Origin of the sequence: Parabacteroides sp. 20_3, from assembly GCF_964238835.1 — a bacterium.
GTDB classification, from domain to species: domain Bacteria; phylum Bacteroidota; class Bacteroidia; order Bacteroidales; family Tannerellaceae; genus Parabacteroides; species Parabacteroides distasonis.
On record NZ_CAXSNO010000002.1, the window covers coordinates 562,872 to 582,735 of the forward strand.

13 protein-coding genes and 1 pseudogene are annotated in these 19,864 nt (G+C 43.7%); 1 reads left to right on the forward strand and 13 read right to left on the reverse strand.

Translation table 11 applies throughout. The features are described 5' to 3' along the window. Window positions 1–5: 5 nt before the first annotated feature. The 13 genes from potA to ACESPU_RS06190 form a co-directional block, all read right to left on the reverse strand. A complete protein-coding gene (gene potA, locus ACESPU_RS06130) occupies window positions 6–1,394 on the reverse strand; it encodes a polyamine ABC transporter ATP-binding protein (RefSeq protein WP_005858057.1) in 1,389 nt (462 codons plus the stop codon). 356 nt (window positions 1,395–1,750) lie between these two features. Further along, the gene (locus ACESPU_RS06135; protein ID WP_373133210.1) at window positions 1,751–5,194 is read right to left on the reverse strand and encodes a family 78 glycoside hydrolase catalytic domain; all 3,444 of its coding nucleotides are present in this window, start codon (window positions 5,192–5,194) and stop codon (window positions 1,751–1,753) included. A 94-nt stretch (window positions 5,195–5,288) separates the two neighbouring features. Beyond that, window positions 5,289–6,689, reverse strand: coding sequence for a class II fumarate hydratase (gene fumC, locus ACESPU_RS06140; RefSeq protein ID WP_048927809.1), 1,401 nt, complete (start codon window positions 6,687–6,689; stop codon window positions 5,289–5,291). Between the two features lie 150 nt (window positions 6,690–6,839). Beyond that, window positions 6,840–7,772, reverse strand: a complete 933-nt coding sequence (locus ACESPU_RS06145) for a glycosyltransferase family 2 protein (RefSeq protein ID WP_005866377.1) — start codon at window positions 7,770–7,772, stop codon at window positions 6,840–6,842. Window positions 7,773–7,777: 5 nt separating this feature from the next. Beyond that, on the reverse strand, window positions 7,778–8,158 hold the full coding sequence (locus ACESPU_RS06150; RefSeq protein ID WP_005858065.1) for a GtrA family protein: 381 nt from the start codon (window positions 8,156–8,158) through the stop codon (window positions 7,778–7,780). Next, a complete protein-coding gene (locus tag ACESPU_RS06155) occupies window positions 8,145–8,894 on the reverse strand; it encodes a hypothetical protein (RefSeq protein ID WP_005866375.1) in 750 nt (249 codons plus the stop codon). Before ACESPU_RS06155 ends, ACESPU_RS06150 begins: the two co-directional genes overlap by 14 nt. Before the next feature lie 89 nt (window positions 8,895–8,983). Continuing rightward, the gene (locus tag ACESPU_RS06160; protein WP_005866373.1) at window positions 8,984–9,985 is read right to left on the reverse strand and encodes a GRP family sugar transporter; all 1,002 of its coding nucleotides are present in this window, start codon (window positions 9,983–9,985) and stop codon (window positions 8,984–8,986) included. 6 nt (window positions 9,986–9,991) lie between these two features. Beyond that, complete coding sequence (locus ACESPU_RS06165; protein WP_005866371.1) at window positions 9,992–11,008, reverse strand: nucleoside hydrolase; 1,017 nt, start codon at window positions 11,006–11,008, stop codon at window positions 9,992–9,994. A 12-nt stretch (window positions 11,009–11,020) separates the two neighbouring features. Further along, entirely contained in the window at window positions 11,021–12,577 is a 1,557-nt protein-coding gene (locus tag ACESPU_RS06170) for an ADP-ribosylglycohydrolase family protein (RefSeq protein WP_005866369.1), read from the reverse strand. A gap of 21 nt (window positions 12,578–12,598) precedes the next feature. After that, window positions 12,599–13,528 carry a ribokinase gene (gene rbsK / locus ACESPU_RS06175; protein WP_008774263.1) on the reverse strand — a complete coding sequence of 310 codons (930 nt, stop codon included), beginning with the start codon at window positions 13,526–13,528 and terminating at the stop codon, window positions 12,599–12,601. A gap of 15 nt (window positions 13,529–13,543) precedes the next feature. Then, entirely contained in the window at window positions 13,544–15,058 is a 1,515-nt protein-coding gene (locus ACESPU_RS06180; RefSeq protein ID WP_022191894.1) for a RagB/SusD family nutrient uptake outer membrane protein, read from the reverse strand. A gap of 12 nt (window positions 15,059–15,070) precedes the next feature. After that, window positions 15,071–16,996 carry a SusC/RagA family TonB-linked outer membrane protein gene (locus ACESPU_RS06185; protein ID WP_229036725.1) on the reverse strand — a complete coding sequence of 642 codons (1,926 nt, stop codon included), beginning with the start codon at window positions 16,994–16,996 and terminating at the stop codon, window positions 15,071–15,073. A gap of 51 nt (window positions 16,997–17,047) precedes the next feature. After that, window positions 17,048–17,968: a carboxypeptidase-like regulatory domain-containing protein gene (locus tag ACESPU_RS06190; RefSeq protein ID WP_227154166.1), complete on the reverse strand. Its 921-nt coding sequence runs from the start codon at window positions 17,966–17,968 to the stop codon at window positions 17,048–17,050. 338 nt (window positions 17,969–18,306) lie between these two features. On the opposite strand from ACESPU_RS06190, the pseudogene ACESPU_RS06195 reads away from it, so the two are divergent. After that, a pseudogene (locus ACESPU_RS06195) lies at window positions 18,307–19,832 on the forward strand (hypothetical protein). The last annotated feature ends 32 nt before the right edge of the window (window positions 19,833–19,864 follow it).

Genomic DNA, 19,864 nt, shown 5'->3' on the forward strand with positions numbered 1-19,864 from the left:
CCTTTTTAAGCATGAATAATTCGAATTTTATCCGGGGCGATCGTTATGCCGACATGATCTCCATCATCCCATACATCGTTGGTATCGACAAAGATGTCCTCGTCCCAATCTGTAAACACGGTCAGATGATAATGGTTGCCTTTGTAGAGGATAAATTTTACTTCTCCGGTCAAGCGACCGTCTTCCTCGTTATCCTCCAAGATCACATCTTTAAAATCGATCTCGACTTTCACAGGCGTATTTGGCTCTATATCGGTTACTTCCTTACATTCGAACGTACAGCCTAGGAATTCCACATGCGTAGCGTCGATAAGCTTTCCCTCGAAGGTATTGCAAATACGCTCTTTCTTCATTACATGGATATCGAAAGGCTTGATAAGAAGCCCGACCTCGCTACCTGCCTCGAAACAGTGGTAATCCTGTACCATGAACTCGTATCCGTTCGGGGTTTGCACCATCATCTCATAATGCACACCCTTAAAGATGGAGGAGGTTACCGTACCCGTCAACATCGCCGCCTCCGACGGCTCGAAGATGTAAATATCCTCGGGGCGCAACACGACATCTACCGGCATTTGCTCCCCGAATCCCTCATCCACGCACTCGAACTCATGACCGGCGAAAGAGACTTGCCTATCCTTGATCATCGTCCCGTTCAAGATGTTACTCTCACCGATGAAATCAGCGACGAACGAATTGACCGGCTCGTTATAAATATCGATCGGGGTACCGATTTGCTGGATCTTTCCCTCGCTCATGACAACGATCGTGTCGCTCAGCGTCAGCGCTTCCTCTTGGTCGTGGGTCACGTACACGAACGTAATGCCTAAGGACTTATGCATCTCTTTCAATTCCATTTGCATATCCTTGCGCATCTTCAAGTCCAAGGCCGCCAACGGCTCATCCAGCAATAACACCTCCGGCTCATTCACGATAGCGCGAGCGATCGCCACCCGTTGCTGCTGGCCACCGGAAAGGGAATCGACATCCCGATCCTCATAGTCTGTCAACCCTACCATTTTCAACGCCTGTTTCACTTTCTTCTCGATCGTGGCGGAAGGAAGTTTCTTCAGCTTCAGGCCAAAGGCGATATTATTGTACACATTCAGATGTGGAAATAAAGCATATTTCTGGAATACCGTATTTACGGGACGTTTATGCGGCGGCGTCTGCGTAATCTCCTTCCCGGACATCGTGATAACGCCCTCGGAGGCCGTCTGGAAGCCGGCTATCAAACGCAACAGGGTAGTCTTTCCGCAACCGGAAGGCCCCAAAATGGTTACAAACTCGCCCTTGCGGACCTGTAAATTTACATCATTCAGCACGGCCTTCTCGCCGAAATACTTCGATACGTGCTCCACGCTGATAATGCGATCCGATTTTCGTATTGACATTCTCGCTTGATCTAATTAGAATTAAACAATCATGAACAATGTTCTTATTTATTTTTGCGCGAATGTACAGATTTTAATAAGGCCGGGCACTATCGTTTTTACAAAATCTGACCTTACACCGGGTGAGAAGCGTCGCATTTCTCCAAGATTCGACCGCGCACCCGATGTAAGCCCCGTATTTCTCCAAGATTCGACCACGCACCCGGCGCGAGGTCCAATATTTCTCCAAGATTCGACCGCACACCCGACGCGAGCCCCGTATTTTTCCAAGATTCGACCGCGCACCCGGCGCGAGGTCCCGCATTTCTCCAAGATTCGACCGCGCACCCGACGCGGGCGGGATATTTGGGAAATATTCAATCCACGTATATCCGGTAGCTCCCCGATCCCAATCGGTACACAGCCTTCCCATCCTTCAATCCCACGGGCGTGATCCCCTCCTGCCCTTTCTCCATACGAACGGACTTCTCCGATTTGGCGGGCAGATATAAGGTAGCCGTCGTATTAGCGGGAATGGTCGCCTCGTATATATAGCCCTTCTTTTGGATTTGCCATCCACTCTCGATACGGCCATAGGCGGAATCGTAATGACCCCGGATGAACGAGAAGGTTCCGCCGATACGGGGTTGAAGGATGATGTGCTTATAGGCGGGTTGTTCCTCATCCCGCTGGATACCCAAGGTATAAGCTATCATCCACTCCTCGATAGCGCCATACGAATAATGGTTGAAAGAGTTCATATCCACAGGGGCGAAGCCATTTACCAACGTGTAGGAATTCCAACGTTCCCAAATCGTGGTAGCGCCTTGCAGGACAGGATACAGCCATGAAGGATAGGCGGTTTGCTCAAACAGCTTATAGGCGACATCGTCATAACCATTGTCGGATAATACCAAATTCAGGTAAGGCGTACCGATAAAGCCAGTGGTAAGCGTATAATTATGTTTCTTGATATTCTCTACCAGATGCCGGATCGCCAAGGGTTTGTTTTTCTCATTGAACAGATCAAACTGGAGAGGAACCACGTATGAGGTCTGCGTATCTACGATTTTCGCCTCGGTAGCCGCCGTTCCGGACCACATACCTACTTGCGAGTCCTTACCAAAGATAGATTCCACCGTCGGGGCGAACGTGCGTCCTTCCTCGTTTACAAACAGGTCGTTAAAAGACCTCTTCACGTTCTCGTAGAAAGTACGGAAACGCCTTTGGTCCGCGTCCTTCCCTAAACGTTTCGCTACCTGCTCCATAATCAAAGCGTCGTAGGCGGAGTAAGCGGTGTTCGTCAACATGGAATTCGTCGGCTCGATAGCCAGCCAATCGCCGAAACCACCGAAGGGCTGTACATAGCGTACGGCACGACGCTCCAAATAATCCATATAAGCGACCATGGAAGCGTAATGCTGTTCCAGAATACGCACGTCTCCGTATTGTTGATACATTTGCCACGGTACGATCACGCCGGCTTCCATCCATCCCATGGCACCTCCGCCATCCTCCGCGCCGTGTGGAGGGAAACCGACTACGGGTATATAGTTCGCGTAACTACCGTCATCTCCTTGATTATCCCGGACCGAGTAGAGCCAACGGGTGTAAAACGGATCGACATTCATATTATAAGTAGCCGTACGGGCAAATACCTGCGCATCCCCTGTCCAGCCCATACGCTCATCCCGTTGCGGGCAATCTGTCGGAACCGACAAGAAATTACCCCGTTGGCCCCAGATGATATTATTAAACAAACGGTTGACACGCTCGTCCGACGTCTCATAACCGCTCGTCCGCGCACCGATAGATTCCAGCACGATCCCTTTCACCGCCTCCACGGGTAACGGCTTGTCCAACCCGTGAATCTCCACATAACGGAAACCATGGAACGTAAAGCGAGGCTCATACGTCTCACCCGCCGCATCCCCTTTCAAGATATAACGATCCGTGGAAAGGGCGCTCCGGTAATTATCCGTATAGACTTGCCCTTTCTTCTCCTTATACATCGCGATCGTGTACGGGGCGACAGGTTCGGTAGGGATCGTTTCCGGATAATTCATCTCCCCGAAACGGATCGTGATTTCCTGTCCGGCCTTTCCCTTGAAAGTCAGACGGGGAACACCGACCATATTCTGCCCCATATCATAGACATAGACGCCGGGAATAGGCTCTACCACGGACTGAGCGGTCAGGGTCACATTATTTTGTATCGGGCTGCCTACATATCCTTGGATCTCCACATTTACCGGAGGAGCGGCAAATAAGGTCGCCGGTTTCCATGACGAGTCATCAAAACCCGGAGCATCCCAGCCGTTCACCTCTTTCCGGGCATCGTATTCCTCTCCATTCTGAAGGCCGTTAAAAGTGATCGGTCCCCGGTCATAACATTTCCAGCTATCATTCGTAACGATCGTCTCACGAGTACCGTCGGCATACTCGATCACGATCTTTCCCAATAAGGACTGGCGGGTTCCGTATTGATCCTGCCAACCGGTAAGGAAACCGCTATGCTCGCTCCACCATCCGGCACCCAACATCGCCCCGATACCATTATCGCCCGGTCGTAGCAAACTCGTTATATCATACGTATTATACATGATACGGTAACGGTAATCCGTCCAACCCGGATTCAGATAATCCTTTCCAACCTTCCGCCCGTTCACCGAGAACTCATAGATGCCCCTAGCGGTAGCATATAAACGGGCGCTCTTGACCGGTTTCTCTATCTTTATCGCTTTCCGGAGCATGGGAGCGGATACGTTCTCGCCCGGATACCAGACATTGAGCTTTCCCTCCCCTTTCTCCACATAAGTCTCGGCAGGATTGTACAGAAGCGTATTCCACGTATCCTCGCTGATACACAAGTTGGAGAATGTAGCGGTCTGCCCTTTAGGTTGCAGGAAACCGATCGCGTACAAACGGCAATGATAAACCAACTCTCCATCCGGATAAGGATACACGGTGAAAGCCCCTTCCTTGCCTCCCCAGAAATCACCACGGCTCTTCCGTTCTTTCTCCTCGGGAGTCAAAGAGGAATTCACCAAGGTCTTTCCATCGATCTCTATATCCACGAAATATTTCAAGGCATATTGGGCCGTCGTCACCTTCAACCGGATATGATGCACCTTATGCTTATCCGAGGCTGGGATGATAGAAGCCAGACTTTCCGCCGCATCTTGCCTCGTTTTTCCATCTGTGGTATGACGTAAAATGAAACGGGCGTCCCCCGAACCATTCAAGTCCAGTTCAGCAGACACATAATTATCAGCGTCCCTCGACCCAAAGACAAATACGGCTTTATCATTACCCTCGGCAACCCGCACATCATAGTCGATCACATAATGCGAGCGATATTTGGAGAGTTGTGTCTCCGACGAGCCGATCCAACGGGCGCCACTCCATCCGGAACCCAGAAGACCGGTCTCGAACCACGCAGGCTCGGTGGAGGTAATTTCCGTTCCCGATTCATCCCATACGGAAACTTTCCAATAATAGCGAGTGGAAGGTTGCAATGCTTTTCCTTGATAAACTACGCCGACCGATTCCCCGGAAAGAACCTTTCCCGAATCATAGATATAACGCCCGGCAGCCAATTGCTCCGGACTATCGGCCACCCATAACCGATAAGCCTGCCCACAGGCCCCATAGCGATCGGACTCCATCTGCCAGTTAAAACGTGGCTGACTGACATCAATTCCCAGTGGATTGGTTTGATACTCAACCTGTAGGTTCTTCAATACGGTAACCGCACCCAGAGGTAGCCATCCGGCCAGCAACCCTAAGATTATAGACAAAATACATCGTGTGCTCTTCATAATACAAAGAATTAAAATGATAACGGTACAAAAATATCCATTATCATCTTAACTCTTTGTTTCATTTTTGGGAGAAGATGTAGCAGTTTTGACACTACTCAATCTTTCCTACCATCTTGGACGGGTCTACCCAACGATCAAACTCCTCGGCGGTCACATAACCGGACTCGATAGCCGCCTCCCGCAAAGTCTTATTTTCTTGATAGGCTTTCTGGGCGATAGCGGCGGCCTTGTAATATCCTATTTTCGGATTCAAGGCGGTAACCAGCATTAAGGAGCTATCCAGATGGCGTTTGATGTTTTCGTTCACCGGGGTAATGCCTTTTACGCAACGTTCACTGAAATTCAGGCAACCGTCACCAATCAAGCGGGCGCTTTGCAAGAAGTTCGAGATAATCACCGGCTTAAATACGTTCAACTCGAACTGCCCGTTGGAGCCAGCTATCGAGATTGTCACGTCGTTACCCATTACTTGAGCGGCGATCATCGTCAATGACTCGCATTGCGTAGGATTCACCTTTCCCGGCATGATGGAGGAACCCGGCTCGTTCTCCGGCAAATGGATCTCACCGATACCGGCACGAGGACCTGAGCCCAACATTCGTATATCGTTCGCAATCTTCATTAAGCTGACCGCTACGGATTTCAAGGCTCCATGCGCCTCAACCAAGGCATCATGGGTAGCTAGGGCCTCGAATTTATTCGGAGCGGTTACAAAAGGAAGCCCAGTCAACTCTGATATCTTCTTAGCGACACACTCGTCATAATTGACTGGGGCGTTAATACCAGTCCCAACCGCCGTACCTCCTAAAGCCAACTCGGAGATATGCGACAGGGAATCCTTTACTTTCCGTATACCATATTCCAATTGAGCCGCATAGCCACTGAACTCTTGCCCCAATGTCAATGGAGTGGCATCCATAAAATGAGTCCTCCCGATCTTCACGATCTTCATGAACTCCTCACTTTTTAGCGCCAACGCACGATACAGACTCTCCAATCCCGGTATCGTCACCTCCGCAGTCACCTTATAGGCGGCAATATGCATAGCGGAAGGAAACGTATCATTGGAGGATTGCGATTTATTCACGTCATCGTTCGGAAGCAGCACTTTCTCCTTATCCGTTAGCTTTCCTCCGCTCAGCACATGTGCCCGGTTGGCGATCACCTCATTGACATTCATATTCGTCTGGGTCCCGCTCCCCGTTTGCCATACGATCAAGGGGAAGGAGTCATTTAATTTACCCGCCAAGATCTCGTCGCATACCTTACCGATCAACTCGCATTTCTCCGGAGACAAGACGCCGGCGTCTTTATTAGCCAAAGCCGCTCCTTTTTTCAAGTAAGCGAACGCCTCTATCACCTCTTTGGGCATCCGGCTAATATCGGTGGCGATCTTGAAATTATTCACGCTCCGTTGTGTTTGCGGCCCATAATAAACGTCCACCGGCACTTCCACCTCACCTAAGGTATCTTTCTCTATTCTATACTTCATGACACATAAGTTTTATTAATCTCTTCTATGTATAAACTATCCGGATATCGAATTGTTTATGTTACATTCACGAGTATATCATGAAAAGACATTTATCATGGAACAGAATTCAGATCATAGAAAAACGGCTTATTTCGCCTCCGATGTTTTTTAATAGTTTTTCTTCTCGTCAATAATGTATTCGGGACGGGCCTTGATCTCGTCAAAGAGGATACCGACATATTGCCCTAACACGCCGACCGTCAATAGCTGCACACCTCCAAAGAAGATAATGGAAGTCATGATAGAAGTCCAGCCAACCTCGGCGTTACTAAAACCATAGATCTTGCCCAACGTGAACCAAACCGCCAAGATTATACCGACCAATACGGATATAAACCCGAGACTCGTCGCCAAACGCAACGGCTTCTTCGAGAAATAAAGCATTGCCGTCGACGCAAATTTCAGCATCTTACTAATCGGATATTTCGTCTCGCCGGCGATACGCGCCTCACGCTCATAATAAAACGGCACTTGGTGGAAGCCCACCCAGCTTATCAAGCCACGGATATATTTTCCCCGTTCCTTAAAACGGTCGAACTCATTCATCACCTTCCGGTCCACTAAACGGAAATCTCCTGTATCCAGCGGGAAATGGACCTCGCTCATATAATTCATCACCCGGTAAAAAGCCTTGGAGGTGAACAGCTTGAAAAGACTCTCCCCTTCCCGTGACTTACGGACGCAATAAACCACGTTGGCATCCTCTCTCTCCTGCACTTCCAGCAGATCCGGAATCAATTCCGGCGGATCCTGCATATCGGCGTCGATGATAATCGCCAAATCAGCGTCACAGTTATTGATACCCGCCGTTACCGCCGGTTGATGACCGAAATTCCGGGAGAAGTGAATCACCTTCACATGAGGATCGGTAGCGGCTATATGATCCAACAAAGAACGTGTCTTATCCTGACTGCCATCATTTATATAGATAATCTCCGTAGGGTTCGGCAACTTTACCAAGACCTCTTTCGTACGCCGATACGATTCCTCGATCACGGCTTCCTCGTTATAACACGGGACTATAACCGCTAACTTCTTCATGCCTTTTAAGCTTTAAAGGTATAAAACTTATTTACTAAAAAATTAATCACCGTATAGAAAGCCATTCCAATCAAGTGGTTGTAGTAATGATCGATCGTAAGTCGGGAATTCAAGATCAGTACCAATCCGTACTGTAAGGCATAACAAATAATGAAAGCGATCGTGAACCGAACCGCCCCTTTCGTCCATCCGGTGGAACTTCCCTTGAAAGTCCATTGCTTGTTCCAGATGAAACTGTTTAATATGCCTGCCACATATCCCGTTAAGTTAGATAAACCTTCCCGGCATCCGAAGAGTTTCATCATCACCCAGATAACAATCATCGTTATCAAGGTATTGCTCAACCCGACTACACCATACTTAATAGCTTGCTTAATCGTCTCCATTCTTACTTATAATCTCGGAAATCTCCTCGGGTGTCAATTCCTTGACATTCGTGATCGTGAAAACATTCGAGAGGAAATCGCCGTATTGGTTACATTCATTGATCACCCGGTCCAACGTGGCTTTTATATCCGTACGTACCGGGATCAAGAACACCAGCTCCACATACTGCTCACCGATCGTCAAACGCTCGATCTCGCAGTCCGTTTTCGGCAGATAATAAGCGAACTCCCGCTCGATTGTCTGCCGCTGATATTCTTGGAAAGGTTTCTTGCCTTTAGACGTCATCAAGACATAGAAACGCAGCTTCTCCCCTTTTCCTCCCAAGCCGGTCGAGATATAAATTTGTTTCTCGTCGGAGAAATCGGACTCTAAAGAGATACGAGACTCCATCAAAGCCATGTAGGCCCAATCTGTCACTTCCGGGTCCGGATGCTGGGTGTATTCCTCCAACAATCGGTACGCACGGACGGATTTCGAGGTAGCCAATTGAGATAACAAATATCTCTTCTCGGTCTTGTCCGTGGTTTCCTCCGTCAACAAAGTGTTGTACAGGGTCTCGCACTCATCCTCCGATAAGGGACGGGGAGGCCGGTTTTCCTTCCGTACGTTTTCCGAGTATTTGAAATACTCCATCTGAAGTTCAACCGGCACACGCTGTTCTAGTATATGGAAATGTCCCTCCATCCTGCTGAAGGAATCACGGAACTTTTTGAATACATCACCTTCTTCTTTCATAGATCGTCTTTTTTCGTTATTAAACTCCCATAAACAAGAAACAAGAACAAAGGTAATGTTTTTTCCGGAATAAATAAAAATAACGTTATTTAAGCTCCCGCATAAATTAAGAACCCAAGTCCGATCACGAATAAAATAAACATCCCGACATTCAGACGATTGGAAATGGCTGGCGCTCCCTTGAACTCTTTCCAGATAAGGATGCCCCATAAAGCGGAGACTAGCGTGGCTCCTTGCCCCAATCCGTAAGATATAGCCGCTCCCGCTTTCTCTGACGCTATCATACTGAAAGATTGACCGATACACCAGATAACACCCCCCAATACACCCACGAGATGCGTACTCATATCTCCCTTAAAATAACCGGATATGGAGACAGGCTTACCTTCCACCGGATGTTTCATTGCCAATGTGTTAAATAAGAAATTACTAACAAATACTCCTATGGCAAAAACAAATACGGCGGTATAAGGCGTCAACTTCCCGGGTGCCGGAGAAGCGAAATTCTCCATATCCATGGAAGCGGCGACAAAACGATAGAAAAAGGCCATGATCACGCCGGCCACAACCGATATAAGGATCCCCTTCCCCGATACTTTCTTGGTACCGACCAAGGCTTTCTTATAAGCCAGGCCGTTCAAGATGATGGCGATCGTGATTAAGGCTACACCGATAAAGATATAAGTCGGTTCCCCCTTCGCCGCCCCAAAATAGTTAACCAATACGCCTAGCACCAAGGCCAATCCGATCCCTACCGGAAAAGCGACCGACAATCCGCAAATGGCGATCGCCGCAGACAACAAGATATTGGCAGCATTAAAAATAATACCGCCCAAAAAGGCACTCCCTAAACTAGCGAGATTCGCTTGCGCCAAATCCGGCAGGAAACTGCGTCCTTCCGTCCCGATGCTGCCCAAGGTAAAGCCGGAAATCAGAGAAAAGAGCAAGACACCAATCACGTAGTCCCAATAGAAGAACTCATATCTCCAAGTCTTGGAGGCTAATTTCTGCGTATTCCCCCACGATCCCCAACAAAGCATCGTAACGACACAGAATATGACAGCTAAAGAATAATCTTGTACGATATACATAAAATACTATTTAATAGATGGTTGATGCATCATATAATTCTCTATCAAGGAAGCGACCTCCGTAGGCGGCATCTTCTCGATCAAACGAAGATCACGGCCATTGGGATTTGCCACCCAATTGTTAGTCCCCTCATCATCTACGACATGAAAGGTACCTCGCTCTACATCGAAATAAGGCTCATAACCTTTTATAGCGACCAATACCGCCGTATGATCCCAGCTCATGCGCCCTTCCGGGTCTCCCTCCGCGAAACAAAGGGCATACGCATCTTTTACAGGACTGTTCTCCACGTTCATTTGCACCAGTTTCTTTCCGGTCAAGATTACGTTCCCGATCTCAAAACCGCTAAAGACAATCTCTGTAGGCCATTCATCCGCTACGACTTTAGAGGCAGGGACATCGCAATACACATTAAATTCTTTTCCTTCCGGAAACAGGCCCGCCATAGAAACCAAACGTTTCACTTTCTTGGCGACTAATTCCTTTCCGGAGAGATCGCTATATTCATCAGCTCCCGATTGAAGCAAGTCCCTTAAATTAGAGAAGAAACCAATCGTACAAATAACAACGCTGGTATCCGGTTGTTCGCTCAGAATCTTACGGTACACCTTCAGAGCATCCGGAGCGTCGGAAGTCTTCGCCGTATGATGCGGATAGTTAGCGGGTAACTCGTCAGTCCACTTCGTTTTATGCCAAGTAGTCAAGGAGGCCCCCGGTTCGCTCTTTGGTGCCCCTACCGGTATGTCCGGACGGTTGAAATAAGTATTCAACACCTCAATGCAAGGTACCACCCGCTCATCATGGTTGGAGGAAAGAGTCGCAAGGATATTTACCTGACCGCTATCCGCCAAGGCATGCATCAAGGCCATAGCGCCCACATCATCATAGTCCGGACCTAAATCAGTATCTAGAATAAGATTTACCGGTTGAGGCTTATCGGTTTGAGGAATATTTTTCGACACATTTCCCTTACAGGAAATCAACAAGGCAAATAAGCCCATCAGAAACAATGATTTCTTCATAATCTTTATAATTTATTGGTGAACAATCTCTTTCGGAGCATCCGAGTAAATCAGTATCTCGCTGAAATGAACGGAGACATCATTACGTGGATTTAGCCATTTAAACGTAGCCGTATGTTTTCCCTTGGGCAGCTGATACTTCCAGAACAGGTCGTTCCTACGAGTCGTATAGGATGCCGGAAGGTTCGCCGTCTCAACCAGCTCCCCATCTAGGTACATCTCTACTCTCGCTACGTATTTATCATCTTTAGCGTTCACAAAGCCTTTGAATACGGCGCCTGTTCCCTCAAAAGGCAGTTCTCCTACATCGGGCAAATTCTTATTAACCGCCACTTTCTCTATCGGATACATACCCTCGAAAGCCTTCTCGTAACGAACGGCTACAGGTTGCTGGCATTTGATCGTCACCTCGTCACCTGAAACGGAACCGCCGTTGCGCTCTATCACTTGCAACGCTTGATCGAAGCCCATTTGGTAAGTCTTATTCAATGAGATGGTCGTATAGGCAAAATCCATATTCTCCACTTCTCTCAAGTTCTTCATCCAATAATCCGGTATATGGCTATAACCAAGGATTGTTCCTAAGATACCACCCGCGGAGGCTGGGTTGCAATCCGAGTCTTGTCCGCAACGGGTAGAGATATCCAATGTTTTATAGAAATCTCCCTCACCATAAAGCAAGCCGATAAGAATGTATGCGCTATTGATCACGGCATCAATATTGAACGGAACAAAAACACCATCCGGACAACCAATATCCGAGCTCCATTTCTTCTCACATTCAAACCAAGTGCGTTTCCAATCGTCCGGATATTCCTTATGCCAGCGGATCACATCGCTCATACATTTATAATAGATACTTTGCTCCGGTATCGTCTTCAATGCCTCGGTCACGATAAACTCGATATCATCCGAGATAAACGATAACGAATACATCGCCCCGACATACACACCGCCGTACCAACCATCTCCATAATTCATGATATGCCCGATCTTATCAGAAATCTCGGAAGCCGTATTCGGCATACCCGGCGACATCAGTCCGGCATAGTCCGCCTCGATCTGATAATCAAGATCATCCGCATGCGGGTTATTCAGCCAATGACCGGATGCCGGCGGCATGATCCCTTGTAAAATATTATAACGTGCCGACTGGTTAGCATGCCACAACGTATATCCAGCCGTAGCGAACGCCATGGCGAATGAGTCTACAGGAGCATCCAATCCCAACCGGTCAAAGACATCTACGAACGTAAGGTCCATATAAACATCATCGTATAATCCGGGAACATTCTCGTACCACCATTTGATATACCCGTCCGGCCATACGATCGGTACGTATTCCTGAATCATCGTTCCGTTATATTTGAACTCCGTCGGACCGCCATACGTACAGCCTATGGTTTGTCCGGCCCAACCTCCCTTAATCTTATCCATCAACTTTTCTTTACTAATCGTAAACTCAGCGGGAACCGTCGTTTGATCCTTTGCCGAGGGTTGTTGGGAACATGAGATCGCCCCTATAAATAAAGAGGCAGCCGCTATCATCGCAAATACTGTTTGTTTCATAATATTAGATTGTTTTTTAGATTAATCAAAGATATCTACCTCATTTCGATAAGGAGCGGAAGATTGCGCTCCCACACGAGTCACGGAAATGGCGGAAGCTTTGCAAGCGAATCTCACGGCTTCCCTTAAATCCCGCCCCTCGGCCAAAGCAACCGTTAAAGCACCGTTGAAAATATCCCCGGCCGCAGTAGTATCAACGGCTTCCACTTTTATCGCAGGAACCATATCTACCATGGAATCACAGTAAATCAAAGCTCCTTTTGAACCTAAAGTAATGATTACGTTCTGTACTCCCATCTCCATTATAACTCGCGCAGCCTTCTCTGCGGAAACCTCATCCGTAATCTTCACGCCGGAGATCATCTCCGCCTCTGTCTCATTCGGGGTAATCATATACAGATGGCGGAGTAACGCAGCCGACAAAGGTTGAGCTGGAGCCGGATTTAGTATTACTCGCTTATTTTTCTTCCAAGCTGTCTTTGCGACAAACTCAACAGTATCCATCGGTATTTCTAACTGCATTAATATCAACTCGGCTTGTTCTATAGCTTCCTCTGCCTTCGCTAAATCTGTTGGCAGTAAATTCGCATTTGCCCCAGAAGCCACAACAATACAATTCTCAGCATGGGCATCTACCGTAATCAACGCTACACCGGAAGGATTCTTTGAATCTGAGAAAATATAAGAAGTATCTATGCCTTCTTCTTCAAATAATTGCTGAGACTGATGTCCAAATATGTCACTACCTGTTTTACAAATAAATGAAACTTCTCCTCCCAATCTCGCAATGGCAACTGCTTGATTCGCACCTTTCCCCCCGGGATTCATAAAAAATGTTCCACCTAACACAGTCTCCCCCGGCCGGGGGAGATGGTTTGTTTTTATTACCATATCAGTATTACTACTTCCAACTACCAATATGTTATGTTTCCGCAAGTTTCTTTCACTCATATCTTAATTATTTAATTAATAACCGGGATTCTGTTTTAACTTCACATTCGTATCAATCGCCCAATACGGAATAGGAAATAGTTTCGTAAAATCACCCTTCGCCTCTTTCTCATACCATGCATCATTCCATTTACCAAAACGAATCAGATCCTGACGACGACAACCTTCCCATGCTAACTCTCTACTCCGTTCATTTAAGATTTCCTCCAAAGTTAAATCTTTTTCTTGATATAATGGAGCCCCAGCTCTTGCTCTTACCTCATTAAAATATGATAAAGCCTCTGAAGCTCGACCTAAACGGACTAAAGCTTCCCCTTTCATCAATAAAATATCCGCATAACGATAAAAAGCATAATCATTGTTCATTCCATTCATTAAGCCTGATTCATATTCATATTTCGCAAAACGAACTCCATCATCTAATAATGCAGGATCATATTCATTATATAAAGCCTTTACTTGAGGACGATAAGTTAGCTGACGATTAGGTCCTAACATTAAAGGATTTCCTGATGAATCAAATTGAGGCCCTTCTAACCAAGATTTCTTTCGTACATCTTGATCCGTATATAATTTATAATGACTTTCCATCGCACAGAATCCATCCCAACAAAAGTCGACGATACCAAAAGTCTGCTGGCTCAGCGTATGTAAACACATTTGATGAAAAATCATCGCCGAGGGTGTATAAATATTATCAACAGCTACCACAAATATGTTTTCTTTAGAATCTTCATTATTCACCTTGAAGTTAGAAAAGTAATTAGGCTCTAACGACAATTTACCAAACCCTATTACTTTATCGCACGCATCAGAAGTCTCTCTCCACATCTCTTTTCCAATCCATTCTTTTGCGTTTAAATAAAGTTTTGATAACATTGTATAAGCCATAGCCTGTGTCACACGTCCATAATTGTTAGCCGCCGGGACCTCATCCAACAAATCGATATTCCCTTTAATCTCTGATTCTATGAATTCAAACAAAGCAGGCCGTCCTACTTGATCCGGTAATTCTTTTTCTTTGAAATCAATTGCCAAAGGGACATTTCCATACATATCGATAGCATTCAAGTAAAGCCAAGCCCGCAATATTTTCACCTCAGCCACCAGATTTTTCTTTGTCGGAAAATCAACCTCCGATTCTTCCATCTGGTATAGAATCTGATTACAGAGAGTCACCCCATCAAAAATAAAACTCCAACAATTATTCAAATTACCAGATTGAGAATGGAAATTATGTCGGTGCAAATCTATCCATACCCCATTATCCCACCATAAATTTGTTTCACGGTAAGGGCACAGACCTTCATCTGATGTAATGACTAATGTACCCCAGATATTCCAGTGATTAAGATAAGAAGTCAAATGAGTATATGCCCTTCCTACATTCATTATCATTTCATCCTCATTCTTAAAAAATTCATCCGCAGGAATTGTCGAATAAATCTTCTCATCTAAATTCGTACAAGATTGCGCAAGAATACTAAAAATAGCAATCGCCAATATATGAATCTTATGTAATGTTTTCATGATAAAATCCTTTTAAAAGTTAATATTCAATCCCAATAAGAATGTCCGAGTTCTCGGATAATACTCATACCGATCCATTCCCGGCTCTAAGCCCGATAAATCAACTTCAGGATCAATACCTTTATAACCTGTAATCGTAAATAAATTTTGAGCGGTCAGATACAATTTCAATCTTGAGACCCATGAAGTATTCAGCCTAAAATTATATCCAATTGTAAGGTTATCTAGTTTCATATAAGAGCCATCTTCTACAAAACGATCAGAAAACACTGCAGATCCCTTATATTCAGGATGTTCCAATGTGGATACCAAGATATTCTTCCCTCCAAAGTAATTAAACCCCTCATAATACATTCGATGAACATTCAAAACATCATTTCCTATCGCTCCTCGCAATAAAAAACTTAACTCCCAATTCTTATAGGTAAACGTATTGGAGAAACCAAATGTCACATCTGGATATGCGTTTCCTATTACTTGGTAATCCTCTTCATTTATCACTCCATCCTTATTCAAATCCTCCAATATATTCTGTCCATTTTCGTCTACACCCAAAAAACGTGGCCCCCAGAAATTTCCAATCGGACCTCCTTCTACGATACTTTGTGTATATTGCTGAAAATCTTCTGGGATATAGCCAGTCCGGATTTGTACCATCGCATAATCTTTATTTGAGAACTTATCCAACTTATTCGTATTATGGCTTAACGTAAGCATCGAATTCCAACGAAAATCCTTTGTTTGAACAGGTATAGCATTAATCGTTACCTCAATACCAGAATTCTTTATAGTACCTACATTTGTAAAAAGCTGATTATACAAATTAGGAGGAACAGGCACTGTATACCAATACAATAAGTCTTTTGTCGTACGATTATAGTAGTCAACTGTACCTCCTAAACGACCTTCCAGCACTGAAAAATCCAAGCCTATATTAAGCTCACCTTTACGCTCCCATTTTAAATCAGGGTTGGGATTACTAGCAGGTTTATACGTACTAATCCAATTTTCCTTATAATAAAAAAATCTATCTTTTTCCAATAATTGCAATGATTTATAATTTCCTATCTCTTGATTTCCAGTAACACCATAACCTACACGTAATTTTAGATCATTGATCCATTTTATGTCCTCCATAAAATGTTCTTTATTAATACGCCATCCAGCACTAATAGCAGGGAATGTTCCCCATTTATTATTTGCACCGAAACGCGATGACCCCTCATAACGTACTGAGGCGGAAAGCAAATACCGTTCTTGGTAATTATACATAACACGTCCAAAAAAAGCGATCAACTTATTTTCATCCTTGTAACTACTCATACCTGCTTTTCCTTGCGTAAGAGCTGCTCCCGCCCCAATATTATGGTAAGAAAAATAGTCTGTATCATACAGATAGTTACGAGACCAGTTCTCTTCATATTCTCCTTTATTATATGAATACCCCGCTATCGCTTGAATTGTATGATCCTTAAAAGCCTTCCTATAATCAACACTAGCTTCTAACAGGCTATTGGTCGAGGATGATTTTTTAATTTCAGCACTTCCATTCGTCCCAAAATCTTTCGGATAGTAACGACCAAAATAAGATCCGGTATTTGAAGACGATTGAGTGATTGATCCCATTACAGACGCTTTTAATCCCTCAATTATTTCAAATGAAGCTTTCATGCTACCCATAACATCCCGCATTTCTTTTTCTCTTGTAGATTCATTTACCATCGCTACAGGATTGAAGTATTGAAACGGTCCCGGATTATAATAATATCCTCCAGATATTGGTGTAATACCTTCCTGATCATAAACAGGCTCCGTTGGATTACGTCTGGCCACTTGTTGCAAAATCGAATTATCAGCTAGTTCGCTTTTCCCTTTTGAATATGTCAAATTATAATCTATAGACAAACGATCATCAAAATTTCTTTGATTGATACTCATTTTAGCCCTCAACTTATTATTGCTCGTTTTATCTAAAAGTCCTTGATCATTTTAATAAGATAGAGAAGCACGATAGCCCAAGGACTTTGCCCCTCCCGAAAACGCTACATTATAATATTGACTTATAGGATTTTTCCGAGTCACTTCCTCAAACCAATCTGTAGAGGCCCCAAAATCATATTGATCTTTCATGGTCGGATAATAATCATTGATTACAGATCTAAATTGCTCCGCTGTTAATACATCCAATTTTTTCGCTACGGATTGCATAGCTACATAAGTAGAAAATTCAATTGTTGTTTTTTCCCCACCACTCGCTCTTTTAGTCATAATCAAAATAACTCCATTCGTACCTCTAGTACCATAGATGGCCGCGGCAGAACCATCTTTTAATACATCTATCGATTCAATTTCTTCAGGATTGACGCTCTCCAAACTTCCCCCAATAATACCATCGATCACTACCAATGGAGAAGCGCCACCGGACAATGTCGTCATACCCCTTAACTGAACCTTGAATTCTCCATTAGGATCTCCTCCATTAGGCTTTACAATATTCATACCAGCAACCTGTCCTTGTAATAACTGCATAGGGTTGCTGATATTTCCTTTCACGAAACTTTCTTCTTTCAAACTAGATATTGATCCCGTAACCTCTTTTTTTGTAGTCGTTCCATAACCGATAACAACAACTTCATCCATCTGGGTAACGTCCTCTCTCATTTTTACACGCAAATTTTGTTTATTTTCAACAGGTACATCAATAGAAGTAAAACCTATATATGAAAATGAAAGTATAGCGTTGCCATCCTTCAGCGTTAATTCAAATTTACCATCTACATCTGTGATCGTACCATTACGTGTTCCTTTCTCCACGACATTAACCCCGGGTAAAGGATTATTCACTGCATCTATAACCTCCCCTGTCACTACAAACGCATTAGTTACCGCATAGGCAGGCAAAGTCAACATAAAAAAACAATGATTACCCAAAATCGTTTATCAAGTAATCCCTTAATGCTTAAAGTGTTTATTTCTCTATTCATAACAATATGGATTAGATTAGGTTTATTCTTTACAGTTTACATACTCTCTTATCAAAAAAACGTCCTGTATCCCATAGGCTACTGATTTAATGTTAACAAATCCTCACATTAGCTCCTCTCTTGATATTGCAAATGTAAAAAGAGAAAAAACAAAAAAATTATCAATCAATTGGCATTACAGATAAACCCAAATTGATATATTTGCATTGTTTATTACGTTAGTATTACTATTTATCAAGTACTTAAAAAACCATCTATAGCCATATGAGCAGTACACACACACTTATAATCCTTGTCAATTCTTTGACAAAAACAGAAAAAAGGTATTTTCATCTTTATTCAAATTTACAAAGCGGAGATAAAGTGTATATATCACTTTTTAATTTAATAGACTCCAATACCTCTCCTGAAGATTTGTATTCATGCTTTTGTAAAATCCAGAATGGAAGGAACTTTGAAACCGCAGTTAAACACCTTTATCGCACAATTTTAGATTGCTTAGTTAAACTCCGAGAGAAACAAGATATACAAGCAAGAATTTTCAACTACATATCTAAAGCAAACATACTATTTGAGCGTGAAATGTATGATGAAGCGTTCATCGAGTTAGATAAATCCAAGAAATTAGCAAGTATGTATGAAAACGATCCCTTGCTTTTACTAATTCGGCGAATAGAGCTAAAATATTTAAGTGCCCTAGAATTTGAGACAATATCTGAAAAACAGTTGATAAATAAACAAATGAAAGTCAATGAAGTAATAAAATATGCCAAAAGCCTTAACCAACACACACAACTATACGATATACTTAAACATCGTCTTATCCATAAAGGATATATCCGTTCTGATAAGCAAAAAGAAGATTTGAACGATCTCGTGTTGAGTGAACTATATCTAATTGCCAATAGTTCATACCGAAGCTTTGAAGCTAACAAGTTACATTTGTTATTCCAAGCCACTTATTATCTAAATGTAGGGAATTATAAATTAGCTATTCAATATTATCAAGAACTCATTGGATTATTCAATGAGAACCAACATTTAATACTAAATCCCCCTATTTACTACCTTAGCGCTATACAAGGTGTTTTAGACAGTTTATATGTCGCTGGCCTATATCGCGAAACCTCATTTTTCCTTTCTAAGCTAGAAGCTCTGACAATAGGTGAGTATTCCACTGAGTTCATACTACATGTAAAAACATTAGTATATATCTATAAATCTAATAGCTTATTACATATGGGACATTTTGAACAAGCCAAAAAGTTAAAGGAAAGACAAGAAGAAGAGTTACTAAAAAAATAACATCATTAAGACTTGAAACCCAATTATCTTTATATCTAAGTTCCGCTATTTTATGTATGTATACAAAAGATTATAGTCAAACCCGTAAATACATGAAAAAGATTTTCAGTTTAGGAAAACTACTTCACACATTTCCTACTTATAAGATAGCTAGATTAATAAATTTACTATTTCAAGCAGAGTTAGGGAACTATGAGTTCTTTGAAAATGAGATCACGTCTATCAAAAGAAACATCCAATTCGAAAAACATACTTATATTACAGAGAAATTAATATTCAAATTCGTACGAGATTATCCGCTCCCCTCTTATGAGAAAGCCCGAAATAAACAATGGCAACAATATCAAAAAGACATTCAAAAAATAAAGGAAGACAAATACGAGCGTCAACTCCTAAAGACCTTCGATGTTCTATCTTGGATCGAGAACAAAATAACCCGCCGATCTTTAGCGGAAATTCTCGCAGAAAAAAGTCAATCTTATTAAGTCCACCTTTGCTTAACCCTTTTCTTAGACCT

Bases quoted from the DNA above. Each gene is read 5' to 3' on its own strand.
- rbsK (WP_008774263.1), bottom strand. From the start codon at position 13,528: ATGAGTGAAAGAAACTTGCGGAAACATAACATATTGGTAGTTGGAAGT.
- ACESPU_RS06150 (WP_005858065.1), bottom strand. From the start codon at position 8,158: ATGGAGACGATTAAGCAAGCTATTAAGTATGGTGTAGTCGGGTTGAGC.
- ACESPU_RS06185 (WP_229036725.1), bottom strand. From the start codon at position 16,996: ATGAGTATCAATCAAAGAAATTTTGATGATCGTTTGTCTATAGATTAT.
- ACESPU_RS06135 (WP_373133210.1), bottom strand. From the start codon at position 5,194: ATGAAGAGCACACGATGTATTTTGTCTATAATCTTAGGGTTGCTGGCC.
- ACESPU_RS06160 (WP_005866373.1), bottom strand. From the start codon at position 9,985: ATGTATATCGTACAAGATTATTCTTTAGCTGTCATATTCTGTGTCGTT.
- potA (WP_005858057.1), bottom strand. From the start codon at position 1,394: ATGTCAATACGAAAATCGGATCGCATTATCAGCGTGGAGCACGTATCG.
- ACESPU_RS06155 (WP_005866375.1), bottom strand. From the start codon at position 8,894: ATGAAAGAAGAAGGTGATGTATTCAAAAAGTTCCGTGATTCCTTCAGC.
- ACESPU_RS06180 (WP_022191894.1), bottom strand. From the start codon at position 15,058: ATGAAAACATTACATAAGATTCATATATTGGCGATTGCTATTTTTAGT.
- ACESPU_RS06170 (WP_005866369.1), bottom strand. From the start codon at position 12,577: ATGAAACAAACAGTATTTGCGATGATAGCGGCTGCCTCTTTATTTATA.
- fumC (WP_048927809.1), bottom strand. From the start codon at position 6,689: ATGAAGTATAGAATAGAGAAAGATACCTTAGGTGAGGTGGAAGTGCCG.
- ACESPU_RS06145 (WP_005866377.1), bottom strand. From the start codon at position 7,772: ATGAAGAAGTTAGCGGTTATAGTCCCGTGTTATAACGAGGAAGCCGTG.
- ACESPU_RS06190 (WP_227154166.1), bottom strand. From the start codon at position 17,968: ATGTTGACTTTGCCTGCCTATGCGGTAACTAATGCGTTTGTAGTGACA.
- ACESPU_RS06165 (WP_005866371.1), bottom strand. From the start codon at position 11,008: ATGAAGAAATCATTGTTTCTGATGGGCTTATTTGCCTTGTTGATTTCC.